The organism is Actinocorallia aurea (genome assembly GCF_054783995.1).
This window is the reverse complement of sequence record NZ_BAAGPQ010000008.1, coordinates 15993-31728: the sequence shown is the minus strand read 5'-3', so window position 1 is coordinate 31728 and position 15736 is coordinate 15993. Positions and strand designations below refer to the sequence as shown.

The following is a 15736-nucleotide window of genomic DNA, read 5'->3' as shown; positions in this document are numbered from 1 at the left end:
TTCCGCAGTTGAGTATCCGCGCTCTGGGGCGGCCGGGCGGCGGTCGCCAGACTGGTCGGTATGCAGCAGATCTCCCGTAATGCCGCCGCATTCGTCGTCCTCGCGATCGCCGCCGCCGCCAACTGGGCCGCCTGGCTGGGCTGGGACCAGCAGTACGACACCGCCCCGGACGGCACGGTCTCCGGGCCGTACCAGGTCTGGCAGGGCGTCGGCCTCGTCGTGGTACTCGCCGCCCTCCTCGTCGGCGGCGCGCTCCGCTTCGGCAACCTCGCCGCTTTCGGTCCCGCGCTCGGCATGGCGGCCGCCGTCGCCTACGACTGGTCCGACGACGACAGCGGCCTGTGGGTCGTCGGCGCGACCCTGATGACGCTCGGCGTCCTCGCCGGGACCCTGGTCGCGATGTCGATCGCCGCGAGCATCCGGACCAGGGCCGCGCGCCGGACGGGCGGCGCCGTCGGCCTCACCTGACGTCGAGGGCCTTCCAGCCCGTTGCGCGCTTCTGCCACTGGCCGCCGCCGGGGAACCGAGCGGAGACCTCCCCGTCGGCCGAGGCCTTGAACGTGAACGTGAACGCGCCCTTGGTGCCTGTCTTAACCGTCCCCAGCCGGACGGCCTTGCCGCTCGTGCGGCGGAACCAGATCTGGACGGAGGCTCCCTTGAGCCCGGCGAACTTGCCCTTGAGGTTGAGTCCCTTGACGGTCCCCTTCGCCTTCACCTTCGTGCCCTTGGCGGCGCTCGCGGGCGACGTCGAAGACAGCTTCGCGGCGCGCCGGACCGTAATGGCGCCGGCCTTCCTGTGGGTGACGAAGTCGTAGTACGCGTTCGACGGAGCGCCGTCGGTGGCGGCGACCTCAAGGGTGTACCTGCCTCCCCAGTCGGCCTTGTCGAGGACGGCGGTGCCCTTGTAGACGCCGTCTCCCGCAGTTCCCGACGCCCGCTTGAGGTCGCTGACGAGGGTGAAGCCCTTGCCGTTCGGGAGCCGGAGCGTGGCGTCGACGTCGGTGATCCTGGTCCCGGAGACACGGACGCGGATCGGCACCTTGGCCTTCGCGCCCGCGGTGATGACGGGGGTGCCGGAGGCCTTCGCGGAGCGGATCTTGAGTGGCCCCGCGGCGTGGGCGGGTGACGCGACGGCGACGGCCGAGAAGAGGACCGTCAGGACGAGGGGGGCGACGACGGTGCGCATGCGCGGAGTCTAGGACTTATCCTCCTGGAACTCATCAATCCAGACCTGCACCAGGAGCATCATCTCCAGCCTGATCCGGGGATCCTCCAGGTCCGTGCCGAGCAGGTCCTGGAGCCGCCCCAGCCGATACCGGACGGTCTGCGGGTGCACCTGCAGCACGGCCGCGGCCTCGGTGGCGTTGAAGCCGTTCTTCATGCACTCCAGCAGTGTCTCGGCGAGCCGGGGCGCCTGCCGCGGCCCAGCCTTGAGCAGCGGGCGGAGTCGGCGTTCGGCCATGCGGGAGACGAAGCCGCCGCCTTCGCGCAGCAACAGCCGCGGAAGGTGGTCCTCGGCCCTCGCGACGAATCCGGCCCGCCGGGTCGCCTGGCCGGAAACGGTCCCGGAGGCGACCAGGGCGAGGGTGCGGCGCGCCCACAGAAGCGAGGCGGCGGCCTCGGACGCCGGGACCGAGGGGCCCATCGCCCCGGTCCAGCCCGCGAGGGTCGCGGCGAGTTCGGCCGGACGCCCCGGGCCGTCCGGGTCGGGCACGACGAGCAGCGGCCGACCCTCGTCGTGCCCGCTGAGCAGCTGCGGCGGGAGACCGGAAGGGCCTTCGGAGACCTGCTTGCGCGGCAGGAGCAGCACGACGGCCAGCACCCGCGGCAGCGGCCAGCCGGCCCGCGCCGCCTGCTCCTCGACGGCTTCGGCGGGCGCGGGCGGATCGGCGAGCAGCAGCCCGAGCAGGCGGGACCGGCGCCGCTCGCGCTCGCCCGCCGCCTTCTCGGTGGCCTTCGCGTAGCCGTGCGCGGCGGCCGAGGCGAGCGCGTCGAGGTAGGCGAAGTTCGCCTCGGCGAGCAGGGCGATGAGCGCCCGCGATTTCCCGACCCGCTCGGCCTCCCCCGCCAGGAGCCGCCAGGCGACGCGCGAGGAGATCCGCAGCGCGTTCTGCAGATGTTCCAGCCCGCGTCCTTCGAGCGCCTCCCCGTAACCGATGTCGAAATAGGTCTGGTGCACGTCCCGCCACGAGGCGGAAGGATCTTCGATCAGATCGAGGAAATGGTGAACGGCCCGCGTGGACGCCTGCTCGACGACCTTTCCGTAGACGTCGTCGCCCTGCCGTCCGTACTCAGGCACCCGCTGCCGGACCGCCTCGGCCATGCGCTGGACCAGGTGTGGGACGTGCGGGCGCAGCCATCGCGCCGTACCCGCCGGCACGGCCCGCCACGGCTCGTCCAGCAGGTCGGCGCAATCGTCGGCCCTTTCCACCCTGTGACGCTAAATCGCCGGACGGGCCGGAATAAGTCAACCGCGCAACGCTTCGCGGCCCGCTTTCCTCATCCGCCGACAAGTCAGCGAACGAATGCGCGCTGACCTGCGGTCGCGCCGAACCGTCCGTCCGCGGCGCACAATCACCCGCCTCGCATTCATCATTCGGCGGCGTAGGAGCGCGCGGGGTCGCGGCCGATATTCGAGAGCGGATCACCACCCACCCCTGGAGACCCCCATGAGACTGAGATCCCTGTGCGCCGCGGCCATCGTCGCCGCGGCGTCCGCCCTGACGGCGACCGGCGGGGCCGCCGCGGCGCCCCTGCTGTGCCTCGCGTCCGAGAAGCAGATCTTCGCCGCCGCCGGAGCCGTCTCCGCGCCCGTGGGAGAGCTGCTCGCGTGCCGCCGCGTCACCCTCTCCGAAGTGCCCGGCGGCATCTCCATGACCGCCTACCAGGTCCGCTACGTCTCCACCGACCTGCACGGGGCGAAGGTCCCCGTGACGGGCACGGTCGCCGTCCCGTCGGCGGCCTGGACGAAGGGCGGGTCGCGCCCGACCGTCGCCTTCAACCCCGGCACGCTCGGCTCCGGCCCGCAGTGCGCGTTCTCCAAGCAGCTCGCGGGCGACTACCAGGACATGTACGAGGGCGAGCAGGTCGCCTCGTTCCTCAAGGCCGGGTTCGCGGTGGCCGCGACGGACGGGATCGGCTACGTCGACGGCGGCGTGCACACCTACATGATCGGCCAGAACGCCGGGCACGCCCTGCTCGACCTGGTGCGGGCCTCTCGGCAGATCCCCTTCGGCTCGCTGAAGGCCGACGGCCCGGTGGGCGTCGCCGGATACTCCGAGGGCGGCGCGGCGTCCCTGTGGGCGGCCCAGGTGGCCGCTTCCTACGCGCCGGAGCTGAAGGTCGTGGGAGCCGCCGCGGGCGGGGTCCCCGGCGATCTGAAGATGACGGCGGCGAAGCTCAACGGCGGCCTGTTCGCCGGCTTCCTCGCCGACGCGGTGGTGGGCCTCGGCGAGGCCTACCCGACGCTGCCCTTCGACGCGCTACTGAACGACCGGGGCCGTCAGGCCGTCGCGGACGTCACGTCCAAGTGCCTGCTCGGGACGCTCTCGGCGTTCGCCGGGCAGAAGGTGGAGAACTTCACCACCGCGAAGTACTCGCTGGAGCAGCTCTACGCCCTGGGCGACGCCTCGGGGCAGACGTGGGGCCAGGCGGTGGACGCGCAGAAGCTCGGCGTGGGGATCGGCGGTCCGGCCTCCGCGGCGACCTGGAAGATCGGGTTCCCGACGTACCAGTACCGCGGCGCGCTGGAGGAGATCATCCCGGTCGAGACCCAGGAGGAGACCCGCCGGCTGTACTGCGCGGCGGGCATCCCGACCCAGTTCAAGAACGACTACGCGGGCGAGCACCTGACCACCGACGCCCTGGCCCGCGGCGACGTGACCGCGTGGCTGAACGACAGGTTCACCGGGCGGCCGGTCGCGAACAACTGCTGAGACGGCGCGCCCCGGGCCCCTCGCGCGACGCGGCGGGCCCGGGGCGTCAGCTCTTCTCAGCGCCTCATCTTCCTCAGCGCTTCTTTTTCTTCTTGGTCTTGGTCGAGTGCGACGAGGAGGAGTCGTCCTCCCACTCGTACCCCGGGGTGTTTTTCTCGCAGTAGCTGTCGGCGACCACCTGGTCGGTGGCGTCGAGCTCGCACCAGCGGTCGCCGCCGCCGCAGGCCGTGAGGCCCAGGCCGAACACGGCCAGGACCATGATGGACAGCCCCATCCTGCGCATGATCATCAACCTCTTCGAGAGTTGTTCGTGACGTCCGGAACGCTAATCCCGCGGGGTCCCGAACACCAGGGACAGCGAGCCCGGCAGTTTCGGGCCTCCCGCGCGGAACAGGTTTTTCGACGCATGCCGCGGCGCTCCGGATCCCTTTCGCCGGAAATGACCTGAGCCGCTCCGGCGGCCGGTGGTCTGGACCACCCGGCAGGGTGATCACTAGAGTGTGCCTCCTCCCAGCACGAGGGGGACGAACCGTGCACGCTCCCACGTTCTCCGGCAGGACGGCCGCGACGGTGCTCGCCGCTTCCGTTCTCGCCTTCATCCCGGCCCTCCCCGCCCATGCCGCCAAGCCCGTCTGCGAGTCCGAGGGCTACCCCGAACTCGCGGCGCGGCTCGGCCCCAAACTCCAGGCCGCCGTGCGCGGCCGTTCCGGCAGCATCTCCGTCGCGGTGTACGACCGGAACCGGGGACTCGGCTGCTACCTCGGCTCCGGAACGCGCTACGACACCGCGAGCACGGTGAAGGTCGCCGTCGTCGCCGCGCTTCTGCGCACCGCGCAGAAGGAGAAGCGCAAGCTGACGGCGCGGGAGAAGTCCCTGGCGCGTGCCGCGATCACCCGCTCGGACAACAACGCCACCTCCGACCTCTGGAGCCGGCTCGGCCGGACCCGCATGCAGAAGCTGCTCGACGCGGTCGGCATGAAGGCGACGACGCTCGGCCCGAGCGGCTACTGGGGCCTCACCCGGACGACGGCCTTCGACCAGCTCCGGCTGCTGCGCATGCTCACCCGCGACGACGACACCGTGCTGACCGCGGCCTCACGCCGCTATCTGCTCGGCCTCATGAACGACGTGGTGAGCGGCCAGCGCTGGGGAACCCCGGCCGGCGCGCCCTCGGGCGTCAAGGTGCACGTGAAGAACGGCTGGCTGCCGCGCAGCACGCTCGGCTGGCGCGTGCACAGCCTCGGGGCCTTCACCAGCTCCCGCCGCGACTACATGATCGTGGTGCTCACCCATGGCAATCCCTCCATGAGCTATGGGATCACCTCCATCGAACGCGTCGCCGAAGTTGTCCACAGGCAGCTCAACCCCACGTAAAGCCCCTTGTGTCACACACCGCTTACACAGCGGAAGCACCGGGGTAACGCCCTCCGGTCAGGCTTCCCCCATGACCGTCGACCTGCGGTTCCACGAGGTGCATGGCTACCGCCGGGCCTTCCGGATGACCGGCGAGGGCCCGCCGCTGCTGCTGATCCACGGCATCGCCGACAGCTCCGAGACCTGGCTGCCCGTCATCGACGAGCTCGCCGCGCACCACACGGTGATCGCGCCCGACCTCCTCGGGCACGGCGCGTCCGACAAGCCGCGCGCCGACTACGCCGTCGCCGCCTACGCGTGCGGGATGCGCGACCTGCTCACCGTGCTCGGCATCGACCGGGTGAGCGTCGTCGGGCACTCGCTCGGCGGCGGCGTCGCCATGCAGTTCGCCTACCAGTTCCCCGAGCGCTGCGAGCGGCTCGTGCTGGTGTCCAGCGCGGGCATGGGCCCGGAGGTCCATCCGGCACTCCGGCTGGCCACCGTGCCGGGCGCGGCCACCACGATGGCGCTGATGTCGGCGGCGCCGGTCCGGCACGCCGTGCTCGCCGCGGAACCCGTGCTGCGGCTGCTCGGCGGCGCCGGGTTCGGCCCCGATCTCTCCTATCTGATGACCAGGTACGCCGGGTTCGCCGACCCCGAGGCCCGGCGCGCGTTCCTGCGCACGATCCGTGCCGCCGCCGACGTCTCCGGCCAGGCCATCACCATGCTCGACCGCAGCTACCTGGCCGCCGAACTTCCGACGCTCGTCATCTGGGGCGACCACGACGCGATCATCCCTGCCGCGCACGCCGAGATCGCCCACGAGGCCCTGCCCGGCAGCGTCCTGGAGGTCTTCGAGGGCGCCGGGCACTTCCCGCACCACCACGACCCTGCCCGGTTCGCCAAGATCATCAAGGACTTCCTGCGCACCACCCCGCCCGCCCGCTACGACCGCGGCCACTGGCAGGAGGTGCTGCGTGAGGGCAGGCTGGACGCCCCTTCGGCGTCCAGTGGCACCTGAACCCAGGGCCGCCGCCGGGACGTCGCCACCGGTGGGACACCGCCGCCTCCGCGGCGGCCTAGAGTAAGAGCGTGAGCGAGCCGAAGGCCGCCGGGCGGTCGGAGCAGACCCGGGAGCTGATCGTCCAGACGGCGCTGCGGCTCTTCCGCCAGCACGGCTACGAGGCCACGACGATGCGGGCCATCGCCAAGGAGGCGGGGGTCTCGGTCGGCAACGCCTACTACTACTTCGGCTCCAAGGAAGAGCTCATCCAGTCGTACTACGACGAGCTCCAGGTGTCGCACATGGCGGCGTGCCGGGCCGTCCTGGCCGCCGAGACCGACTTCGCGCCGCGCCTGCTCGGCGTGCTGCGCGCCCGGATCGACACGATGGTCCCGTACCACGAGTTCGCCGGGAAGTTCTTCAAGCTGGCGGCCGAGCCGACGAGCCCGCTGAGCCCGTTCAGCGCAGAGTCGGGGCCGGCCCGGTCCGCCGCGGTGGCGATCTACCGCGAGGTCGTGGACGGCTCCCGCGACCTGCGGCTGGAGGAGGACTTCCGGCGGGAGCTGCCCGAGCTGCTCTGGCTGTACTCCATGGGCATCGTCCTTTACTGGGTGCACGACGACTCGCCCGGGTGCCGCAAGACCTACCTCCTGACCGATCGGACCGTCCCCCTCGTCCAGAAGATGGTGTCGATGTCGCGGCTGCCGGGATTCCGCTCGGTCACCCGCGAACTCGTCGACATCATTCGCAGTGTCCGCGCCTGAGCCTGACCATCTTCTCCGCGCACCACTCGGGTCCGTAGAAGATGTCCCAGTGGTCGCGGCGCTCGTCCACGTAGAGCTCGCCGGGCCGCAGGCCCCGGTACATCGGCGAGTCGTCCTTGCGGCTGCCGACCTTCGTCATCGTCCGGTAGATATGTGAATCGACGCAGTCGGTGGGCATGATGTCCACCTTGTAGCCGTTCTCGTGGCCGTACATCATCTTCTGGTGGCCCGGCTCGGTGCCGCCCGACACGGTGACAGGGCAGCCGCTCTCCCTGACGAAGCGGAGCAGCCCGTCCAGGGTGCCGCGCCGCAGTCCCTCGTAGGAGGTGCAGCCGCGGCGCGTGCGATCGGTGCACGCGCCGCTCGACCTGCGTGCGACGCCTGCCGCGTGCAGCGCGGCGTCGACGGACTCGTGGGTGAGCTGCTCGAAGACGTTCACCACCGGGGCCGCCTGTGCCACGACCGGTGCCGACGGCCGGACGACGACGTCCGGCTCCCGTCCGGAGTAGGCGAAGACGCCCGCGACCACGACGGCGCCGGAGCAGGCCGCGACCGTCGCCAGCAGTCTCGTGCGCTTCATGGATCTCCCCCTCAGGACGAGCGAGGAGATCCCCGGCGAAGCACTACCGAAACAACGACTGAATCACGCCATGTTCAGCGATTTCATGGCGAAGCCGATCTCGGCTTCCACCTGCTTGAGGCGTTCTTCAATGACCAGTGACCCGTGCCCGGCGTCGTATCGGTAGACCTCATGTGGTTTGCCGAGCTTGCCGAGTGCGTCCAGGTAGTTATTGATCTGCCGGATCGGGCAGCGCGGGTCGTTCTCGCCCGCGAGGATCAGCACGGGCGCCTCGACCGCCTCGACATAGGTGATGGGCGAGGACTCACGGTACTTGTCGGGCACATCCTGCGGAGAACCCCCGAACAGGGACCTGTCGAACGCCTGGAGCGCCTCCATCTCGTCCTCGTACGCCGCCACGTAGTCCGCGACGGGCACCGCGGCGACCGCCGCCGACCAGTCGCCCGGCTGGGTGCCGATGCCCAGCAGCGTCAGGTAGCCGCCCCACGAGCCGCCCGCCAGGACGAGCCGGGACGGATCGGCCAGACCCGTCTCCACCGCCCAGTCGCGGACCGCCTTGACGTCCTCCAGCTCGATGAGCCCGACCTTCTCCTCCAGCGCGTCGCGCCAGGCCGAGCCGTAGCCCGTGGACCCGCGGTAGTTCACCTGGACGACGGCGAACCCGTGGTCCACCCACGCCGCGGTGTTCGGGTTGAACGCGTCGACGTCCTGCGCGGTGGGGCCTCCGTGCACGTCGAAGACCGTCGGGAACGGCCCTTCGCCTTCGGGCTTGGAGACCAGGGCGTGGATACGGCCGCCGGGGCCCTCCACCCAGGCGTCCTCGACCGGGACGGAGCCGGGCGCGGCCTCGCCGGGCGGGGTCAGCACGACGGCGCCGGTGGTCGAGCGGATGACGGGCGGCTCGGCCGCGCAGGTGAATGCGAACTCGACGGTGCCGTCCGGGCGGGCCGTCGCGCCGCCGATGACGCCGCGCGGGGTGTCGATCCGGACGAGCTCACCGGAGGCGAGGTCGTAGCGGAAGAGCTCGTCGCGGGCCTCGTAGCCGTGCGAGACGAGCAGGCTCCGGCCGTCGGGGAACCAGCTCGCGCCGACCTCCCCGGGCAGGTCGAAGACGAGTTCGCGCTCCTCGCCGGTGAGCGGGTTCCACAGCAGCAGCTCCTCCTTGCCGCGCCGCTCGTGGTCGACCAGGATCCGCGGGTCGCCCACGACGGGCGAGAAGCCCGACGGCCCGACGCCCTTGCCCGGGCCGTCCCACAGGTCGGCCACCACGGTGCCGTCGGGGCGCAGGATCCGCAGCGCGGGGTGGCGGCTGTCGCCGTGCTCGCTGTGGCCGATCGCGATGAGGTCCTCGTCGCGCGACAGGCCGCCGAGGTAGGCGTTCTCCGCGTGCGCGTAGAGCGTGACGGGCTCGGCGCCCGGATCGACGAGGTGGACCGACGAGCCGTGCGCCCCGGACCTGCCCACCAGGACCCGGCCGCTCCGGCCGATGGCCAGGCCGGCCGGATAGGACGGCTCAAGGGGCGTCGCCGGAACCGCCTCGCCGCCTTCGAACGGCTGCCTCATCCAGACGCCGAACTCGTCGCCGTCGGTGTCGGCGAACCACCACAGCTCACGGCCCCACGGCTCCAGCGCGCCCGCGACCGTGCCGTTCGGGCGGTCGGTGGCCTGGCGCTGCTCGCCGGTGTCCCTGTCCCAGGTGTAGATCTCCCATGTGCCGCTGGCGTTCGACCGGAACACCGCGCGCTGCGGGGCCTCGCGCGCCCAGCCCGGCAGACTCACCCGGGCGGCCCGGAACCGCTTCTTCCACCTGTCGTCACTCATGGTCCATGTCTACCTCTTCGGGCCGACGGTCCGCACCGCGATCGGCATCTCCCGTCTCATGACTGGATTGTTTTCTCACGGATAAGGGAAGAGACAGAAAAACGCACTCCGCTGCCGTGCCCCCGCATCCCCCGGCGGTGCCCATGGAATCCCTGCTCCAAGTGCTCCTCCCGCTGATCGTCGGCGCGCTGCTGACCCTGGCCGCCAAGGAGTTCCCGCGCGCCCAGGACCGCAACCGGGAGCGCGCCAGGCAGCTCCTCACCTCCGCGCACTCCTTCCGGCACGCCTGCGAGCAGTGGCTCGACCTGCGCTTGACGGCCCATTCCACCCCGCCGACGGCGGAGCTGCGCCTCCGCCAGGAGGACCTGTCCTGGCAGCTGGAGCACGTGATCAGCAGGCATCCGTGCTGGCGCTGGCCGCGCCGGCTGCTCGAACACCTCCACGAGGGCCCGTTCGGAGCCGAGCTGACGAGCGGGTGGACAAGGCTGCGCCCGGAGGAGCGGCGCGCAAGGCACGCCGAGACCCACCGCGCGCTGGACGAGTTCGTGCGGCACACGGCGCGGCTCGCCGCCCGGATGGAGCATCCGCTGCTGTCCCGCCGAGAGATGAGGAGTGAGCCGGTATGGACGCGACCCCCGCAGGGATGAGCGACGGGAACCCGTTCGACACCTCGCCCGAAGCAGGGCATCTGCCGCTGTGCCCTTGGCGCCGGGCGTCACACGAGGAGGACTATGTAGCGGTAGACCACACTTTCCAGGCTTATGAGCAGTTCACCAACGCCTTTTCCGGCGACCTGTTCCGCACCGGCTGGCTCTGCGTCTTCAAAGGGCCGTCCGGCAGCGGCAAGACCGCGCTGATGCACCGCTGCGCGTCCTGGCTGCGGCGGACGGGCGAGACCTCGGGCGCCTTCCAGGCGGAGATCATCGACTTCACCGACCAGGTGCCGCCGACGTTCGAGGCGCTGCCCGTCGAGCAGCGGATCGAGTTCGTCGCGCGAAGGGTGGCGCTGCGCGTCGCGGAGTTCCTCGACCGGACCGTCGAGCCCGGACCTCCCGACCTCGTGTACGCGGCCATGAGCGACCTCCTGCTCGCCCAAGACGACGAGGACAGGCGCCTCGTCGTGGTGCTGCTGCCGCCTTCGGAACTCGCCTCCGAACTCCAGCACTACAGGTACCTGGGCCGTCCGGGGTTCGTCCTCATGGCCGAGACGTGCACCGACGAGGCAGACGCGGCCGCGACCTTGACCTCCCGGTACGGGCTGCGCACGATCGCCCTCGAACTGCGCACCCTCGATCCGGAAGACGGTTGGAAGCTCGTCCGCGAAAGGCTGCCCGAAGGCGGGAGCCCCCATTTCCCGCGCCCCCTCGTCGACGCGTACATGGCCGCCATGGCGTCCCGCGGGGAGTCCGGGATCTCCATCAAGCAGCTCCGCAGCGTCCTCGCCGGAGCCTTCGACGTGGCGCGCGCCCGCGCGCACACGACGGTCAGCGAGGAAGACCTCCTCGACTCCTACCTGGGCGGTGCGACATGACCGAAGACGTCGACGCTTTCGTGGACCAGCTCCAGGCCCAGGTGCACCGGCGCTTCAGCGACCTCGTGGCGGCCGAGCTGAACGCGTCCCGGTACACCAGGCACGCGGCCCGCGCGCTGGACGAGCGGCGCCTCAGCGCGAAGCAGCTCATCCACCGCCTCGGGCTGCCCGAACGCCGCTTCCTCGCCGCGCTGCGCCGCGACCTGCACGCGGCCGTCGGCGACGACCAGTACGCGACGGCCCTGGCGCTGCTCGCCCGCGACCAGTTCGCCCCGCTGGTCCGCGACTGGCTGGCCGGCGAACCGCCCTGCCCGGCCCTGCGGGAGCGCGGCGTCACCTGGACCATCGGCCGCCAGGCCGCGCCCCTCACCGCGATGAGCCTCCTCACGCTCCTGCACACCAGGCCCCGCCCTGCCGCGGCCGCCGAAGCGGTCTTATACGAAGTGGGCCTTATACGAAGTGGGTCTTACGGACGAAGTGCCCTCAGCTACGCGGACGGCCCGCCCCCGGAAACCGGGAGCGGGCCGTCTGAGGCTGGGCCGCCGAGATCAGGAGGTGAACTCCTGAGCCACGAGTTCGGCGATCTGCGCGGTGTTCAGGGCCGCGCCCTTGCGGAGGTTGTCGCCGCACAGGAAGAGGTCGAGCGCCTTCGGGTCGTCCAGGGCCCGGCGGACGCGGCCGACCCAGGTGGGGTCGGTGCCGACGACGTCGTTCGGGGTGGGGAACTCGTAGGCCTCGGGGTTGTCGCTGAGCACGACGCCCGGGGCGGCGGCCAGGACGGCCTGGGCCTCGCGCTGGTCGACCTCTGATCCGAAGACCGCGTGGACGGCCAGCGAGTGGGTGGTGATCACCGGGACGCGCACGCAGGTCGCCGAAACCTTCAGGCCGGGCAGGCCGAGGATCTTGCGGGACTCGTTGCGGACCTTCAGCTCCTCCGAGGACCAGCCGCCGTCCTTCAGCGAGCCGGCCCACGGCACGACGTTCAGCGCGAGCGGCGCCGGGAAGGGGCCCTCGCTGCCGACGATCGCGCGGACGTCGCCCGCGCGCTGGCCCAGCTCGCGGTTGCCGGCGATCTTCTCGATCTGGGCGTAGAGGGTGTCGATGCCCTCCTGGCCCGCGCCGGACGCCGCCTGGTAGGAGGCCACGACGAGCTGTTCCAGGCCCCACCGGCGGTGCAGCGCGCCGAGCGCGACGATCATCGACAGGGTGGTGCAGTTCGGGTTGGAGATGATGCCCTTGGGCCGCGCCTTGGCGGCGTCGGGGTTCACCTCGGGGACGACCAGCGGCACGTCCGGGTCCATCCGGAAGGCGCCGGAGTTGTCCACCGCGACGGCGCCGCGCTCGGCGGCGATCGGCGCCCAGACGGCCGAGACCTCGTCCGGGACGTCGAACATGGCGATGTCGACGCCGTCGAAGACCTCGGGGGCGAGGGCCTGGACCACGACCTCCTCACCGCGGACGGTGAGCTTCTTGCCCGCGGAGCGGGGCGAGGCGATCAGGCGGATCTCGCCGTAGACGTCCTCACGGGTGGACAGGATGTCGAGCATGACGGTGCCGACGGCACCGGTCGCGCCGACGACGGCAAGAGTGGGCTTGCGGCTCATCGGCCGGTACCTCCGTATACGACGGCCTCGACCTGGTCTGCGTCGAGATCGAAAGCTCGGTGCGCGGCCGCGACCGCGGTGTCGATGTCGTCCTGGGCGACGATCACCGAGATGCGGATCTCCGAGGTGGAGATCATCTCGATGTTGACGCCCGCGTCGGCGATCGCGCCGAAGTAGGTGGCGGTCACGCCCGGGTGCGAGCGCATGCCCGCGCCGACCAGGGAGATCTTGCCGATGCGGTCGTCGAACCGCAGCGAGTCGAAGCCGATCCGTTCCTGGGCCTTGTTCAGCGCGGCGAGCGCGGCCTGGCCGTCGGCGGCGGGCAGGGTGAACGAGATGTCGGTCTTGCCGGTGGCGGCGGCCGACACGTTCTGCACGACCATGTCGAGATTGACCTCGGCCTCGGCGAGCAGCCGGAAGATCCCGGCGGCCTCGCCGACCTTGTCGGGCACGCCGACGACCGTGATCTTGGCCTGGCTCCGGTCGTGCGCGACGCCGGAGATGATCGCGTTCTCCACCTGGGTCCCCTCAGTGCTCGCGACGACCCAAGTGCCTTCCCTCTGGCTGAACGAGGACCGCACGTGGATCGGAATGTTGTAGCGGCGCGCGTACTCGACGCAGCGCAGGTGCAGGATCTTGGCGCCGGACGCGGCGAGCTCCAGCATCTCCTCGTAGGAGATGCGCGGGATCTGCCGGGCCGCCCGGACGATGCGGGGGTCCGCGGTGAACACACCGTCGACGTCGGTGTAGATCTCGCACACGTCGGCGTTCAGCGCCGCCGCGAGGGCGACCGCCGTGGTGTCGGACCCGCCCCGGCCGAGGGTGGTGATGTCCTTGGAGTCCTGGGAGACGCCCTGGAACCCGGCGACAATGCAGATGGAGCCCTCGGCGAGGGCGTTCTGGAGCCGTCCGGGCGTGACGTCGATGATTTTGGCTTTGCCGTGCGAACCGTCGGTGATCACACCGGCCTGGGAGCCGGTGAACGATTTGGCCTCATGTCCGAGGTTGGCGATGGCCATGGCGAGGACCGCCATGGAGATGCGCTCCCCGGCCGTCAGCAGCATGTCCAGCTCCCGCGCGGGCGGGAGCGGGGACACCTGCTGGGCGAGATCGATCAGCTCGTCCGTCGTGTCGCCCATCGCGGAAACCACGACGACGACATCGTTGCCGGCCTTCTTGGTGGCGACGATGCGCTGAGCGACCCGCTTCACGCAGTCGGCGTCGGCGACGGAGGAGCCGCCGTACTTCTGCACGACAAGAGCCACAGGCGGCGCTCCTACAGGTTCGAGTGCAAAGCTTGACTCCCAGAGTCTACCGATACCCCCCTGTGACCCTTCACCCAGGTTTTCTCACCTGCTGAGACAGCCGTATCAGACCTGCGGGGAAGGCCGCTTCGCCCGCGCCAGGATCACCCGATGCGCCGCCGTAGCGATCGACGCGTTAGGGGACCAGAGCATTCCGGACACCCCCGGAACGGGCACCCCGAACCGGACGTCCGCCGATCTTCCGGGCGGCGAACTGTGCCGATGTTGATCTTCACCACTCCGCCGGTAAGTTCCGCGCCTTCCGTTTCCTGAGCCGATCCAGACCGAAAATCTGCCCATCTAGCGCCACGTACTGAAATTTCGTTGCATTCGGACCGTCATCCGCACCAGAGTCGGCCGCAGCCTGGCCAGAACCGCGGAGTCGACGCAGGTGGAGAGCGCGCAGGCTGCGGTGGAGGCTTCCACGGCGCAGCCCTCGCCCGTCCCGACGGAACCGCGTGCCGACACGCCCTGGCCGCCCCCGGGCCCGCCCGGGACCTCCCCCGCGCGGCGCGCGCGACCAGGGATGACGGCCAAAAGTGAACCGAAACCAGGACCCATAAGTCTCACTCCGCAAGAGCTAAAGATAAGGCGGAAGGCAGACATATGGGTCCGGTGGACACGACTCCCTACGCGCGGAGGCTCCTGGAGCTGCTGGCGTGCTTCGGACCGGCTCCCGTCCCCTACGCGCTGGTCCTGCGCCCCGCGATCCTCCGCGATTTCCCGGGCTTCACCGACATCACCGGCGACACCCTCTGGTCCGCTCTGTCCGCTCTCGACGACGTCGACCTCCTCACCCCCTCCGCCCCGGACACCAGGGTCCCGCTGCTCCGCCTGACCACCGAGGGCGCCAACACCCCCGCGCCGGACTCCGGCGCCCTTCACCGGGCCGCCCGCGCCCTCCTCGTACGCGCCGCCGACGCGCTGGGCGAGCCGGAACGCGCCTCCGCCTGGCCCCTCTGGTGCGCGCTCTCCCCGCACGTCTTCAACGCCCTGCGCACCGCAGGGCGGGACGGCGACGCGGGCGAGACGGACGAGGGGATGGTGCGGGCCGCGCCGCGCTGCCTGCGCGGACTGAACGCCGCAGGGCTGTTCCGGGTCGCGGAGTCCCGGGGGCGGGCCTGCCTCGAAGTGCTGGAGCCGAGGCTCCCGGACGGGCACCCCGACGTGGTGGCGGTGCGCCGGGAGATCGCGGCGGCCCTCGCCGGCCGCGGGCTGTGGATCGACGCCGAGGCCGCGTACTGGGAGATCCTCGACGCCGGGGCCTACCACCCCGGCGACCCCGACGGGCTCGCGGCGCGGCGCGGCATCGCCGCGGCGCTCGCCGGACAGGGCAGGCACGGGGCCGCCGAGGACATGTACCGGGCCCTGTTCGACGACCATCTGCGCACGTACGGCCCGGAGGCGCCGACCACGATGGCGGTGCTGCGCGGGGAGGCCGGAGCGCTCGCCGGACAGGGCCGCTATGTCGAGGCCGAGGAGGCGTTCCGGGAGGTCTGGCACACCGAGCTCCTCACCGTAGGCCCAGGGCACCCCGACACGCTCGCCACCTACCACGGCGTCGTCAGCGCGATCAGCGGCCAGGAGCGCTACGAGGAGGCCGAACCCGCCTTCCGGCGGCTGCTCGGCGAGCGCAGCGCCGTTCTCGGCCCCGACCATCCCGACACCCTTGACACCCGCTTCGAGCTGGCGCTGGTGATCCTGCTGCTCGGACGGGCCGAGGAGGCCCGCGCCGAGATCCGCTCGGTCCTCGCCGCCCGCATCGACGTGCTCGGCTCCCGTCACCCCCTGGTCGAGGCCACCCGCGCCCACCTCGCCTGACCTGGCCGGGCCTCCCCGGC

Annotated in this window: 16 protein-coding genes; 8 read left to right on the top strand and 8 right to left on the bottom strand. The window is 71.2% G+C overall.

The window, feature by feature from the left end:
- Positions 1-60 precede the first annotated feature (60 nt).
- Complete coding sequence (locus tag ACYVOM_RS10300; RefSeq protein WP_460303046.1) at positions 61-468, top strand: hypothetical protein; 408 nt, start codon at positions 61-63, stop codon at positions 466-468.
- Here the strand turns inward: ACYVOM_RS10300 and ACYVOM_RS10295 are convergent.
- Positions 461-1186: a hypothetical protein gene (locus ACYVOM_RS10295; RefSeq protein WP_460303045.1), complete on the bottom strand. Its 726-nt coding sequence runs from the start codon at positions 1184-1186 to the stop codon at positions 461-463. The two genes, ACYVOM_RS10300 and ACYVOM_RS10295, sit on opposite strands and share 8 nt — an antisense overlap.
- Before the next feature lie 9 nt (positions 1187-1195).
- Positions 1196-2431, bottom strand: a complete 1236-nt coding sequence (locus ACYVOM_RS10290) for a PucR family transcriptional regulator (RefSeq protein ID WP_460303044.1) — start codon at positions 2429-2431, stop codon at positions 1196-1198.
- A 238-nt stretch (positions 2432-2669) separates the two neighbouring features.
- Here ACYVOM_RS10290 and ACYVOM_RS10285 point away from each other — a divergent pair, with 238 nt between their 5' ends.
- Positions 2670-3935, top strand: a complete 1266-nt coding sequence (locus ACYVOM_RS10285; RefSeq protein ID WP_460303043.1) for a lipase family protein — start codon at positions 2670-2672, stop codon at positions 3933-3935.
- Between the two features lie 73 nt (positions 3936-4008).
- Here ACYVOM_RS10285 and ACYVOM_RS10280 read toward each other — a convergent pair whose 3' ends face one another.
- Positions 4009-4218 (bottom strand): hypothetical protein, encoded by a 210-nt coding sequence (locus ACYVOM_RS10280; RefSeq protein ID WP_460303042.1) that lies wholly within the window; start codon positions 4216-4218, stop codon positions 4009-4011.
- Between the two features lie 248 nt (positions 4219-4466).
- Here ACYVOM_RS10280 and ACYVOM_RS10275 point away from each other — a divergent pair, with 248 nt between their 5' ends.
- The 3 genes from ACYVOM_RS10275 to ACYVOM_RS10265 all read left to right on the top strand — a co-directional run bounded on the left by ACYVOM_RS10275 (position 4467) and on the right by ACYVOM_RS10265 (position 7055).
- A complete protein-coding gene (locus tag ACYVOM_RS10275; protein WP_460303041.1) occupies positions 4467-5309 on the top strand; it encodes a serine hydrolase in 843 nt (280 codons plus the stop codon).
- A 70-nt stretch (positions 5310-5379) separates the two neighbouring features.
- Positions 5380-6309 (top strand): alpha/beta fold hydrolase, encoded by a 930-nt coding sequence (locus ACYVOM_RS10270; protein WP_460303040.1) that lies wholly within the window; start codon positions 5380-5382, stop codon positions 6307-6309.
- 71 nt (positions 6310-6380) lie between these two features.
- Complete coding sequence (locus tag ACYVOM_RS10265) at positions 6381-7055, top strand: TetR family transcriptional regulator (protein WP_460303039.1); 675 nt, start codon at positions 6381-6383, stop codon at positions 7053-7055.
- On the opposite strand, the gene ACYVOM_RS10260 is transcribed toward ACYVOM_RS10265, so the two are convergent.
- Together ACYVOM_RS10260 and ACYVOM_RS10255 are read right to left on the bottom strand one after the other, a co-directional pair.
- Positions 7033-7635: a hypothetical protein gene (locus ACYVOM_RS10260; RefSeq protein ID WP_460303038.1), complete on the bottom strand. Its 603-nt coding sequence runs from the start codon at positions 7633-7635 to the stop codon at positions 7033-7035. The genes ACYVOM_RS10265 and ACYVOM_RS10260 overlap by 23 nt on opposite strands.
- 63 nt (positions 7636-7698) lie before the next feature.
- A complete protein-coding gene (locus ACYVOM_RS10255; RefSeq protein WP_460303037.1) occupies positions 7699-9456 on the bottom strand; it encodes a S9 family peptidase in 1758 nt (585 codons plus the stop codon).
- A 137-nt stretch (positions 9457-9593) separates the two neighbouring features.
- Here ACYVOM_RS10255 and ACYVOM_RS10250 point away from each other — a divergent pair, with 137 nt between their 5' ends.
- Both ACYVOM_RS10250 and ACYVOM_RS10245 read left to right on the top strand, forming a co-directional pair.
- Positions 9594-10103, top strand: coding sequence for a hypothetical protein (locus ACYVOM_RS10250; RefSeq protein WP_460303036.1), 510 nt, complete (start codon positions 9594-9596; stop codon positions 10101-10103).
- Complete coding sequence (locus tag ACYVOM_RS10245; protein ID WP_460303035.1) at positions 10079-10987, top strand: hypothetical protein; 909 nt, start codon at positions 10079-10081, stop codon at positions 10985-10987. Before ACYVOM_RS10250 ends, ACYVOM_RS10245 begins: the two co-directional genes overlap by 25 nt.
- Here the strand turns inward: ACYVOM_RS10245 and ACYVOM_RS10240 are convergent.
- The 3 genes from ACYVOM_RS10240 to ACYVOM_RS10230 all read right to left on the bottom strand — a co-directional run bounded on the left by ACYVOM_RS10240 (position 10966) and on the right by ACYVOM_RS10230 (position 13856).
- A complete protein-coding gene (locus ACYVOM_RS10240) occupies positions 10966-11385 on the bottom strand; it encodes a hypothetical protein (RefSeq protein ID WP_460303034.1) in 420 nt (139 codons plus the stop codon). The genes ACYVOM_RS10245 and ACYVOM_RS10240 overlap by 22 nt on opposite strands.
- A 150-nt stretch (positions 11386-11535) precedes the next feature.
- A complete protein-coding gene (locus ACYVOM_RS10235; protein WP_460303033.1) occupies positions 11536-12591 on the bottom strand; it encodes an aspartate-semialdehyde dehydrogenase in 1056 nt (351 codons plus the stop codon).
- Positions 12588-13856: an aspartate kinase gene (locus ACYVOM_RS10230; protein WP_460303032.1), complete on the bottom strand. Its 1269-nt coding sequence runs from the start codon at positions 13854-13856 to the stop codon at positions 12588-12590. The genes ACYVOM_RS10235 and ACYVOM_RS10230 overlap by 4 nt, the downstream gene beginning before the upstream one ends.
- A 645-nt stretch (positions 13857-14501) precedes the next feature.
- Between ACYVOM_RS10230 and ACYVOM_RS10225 the strand changes: the two genes are divergently transcribed.
- A complete protein-coding gene (locus ACYVOM_RS10225; RefSeq protein WP_460303031.1) occupies positions 14502-15716 on the top strand; it encodes a tetratricopeptide repeat protein in 1215 nt (404 codons plus the stop codon).
- The last annotated feature ends 20 nt before the right edge of the window (positions 15717-15736 follow it).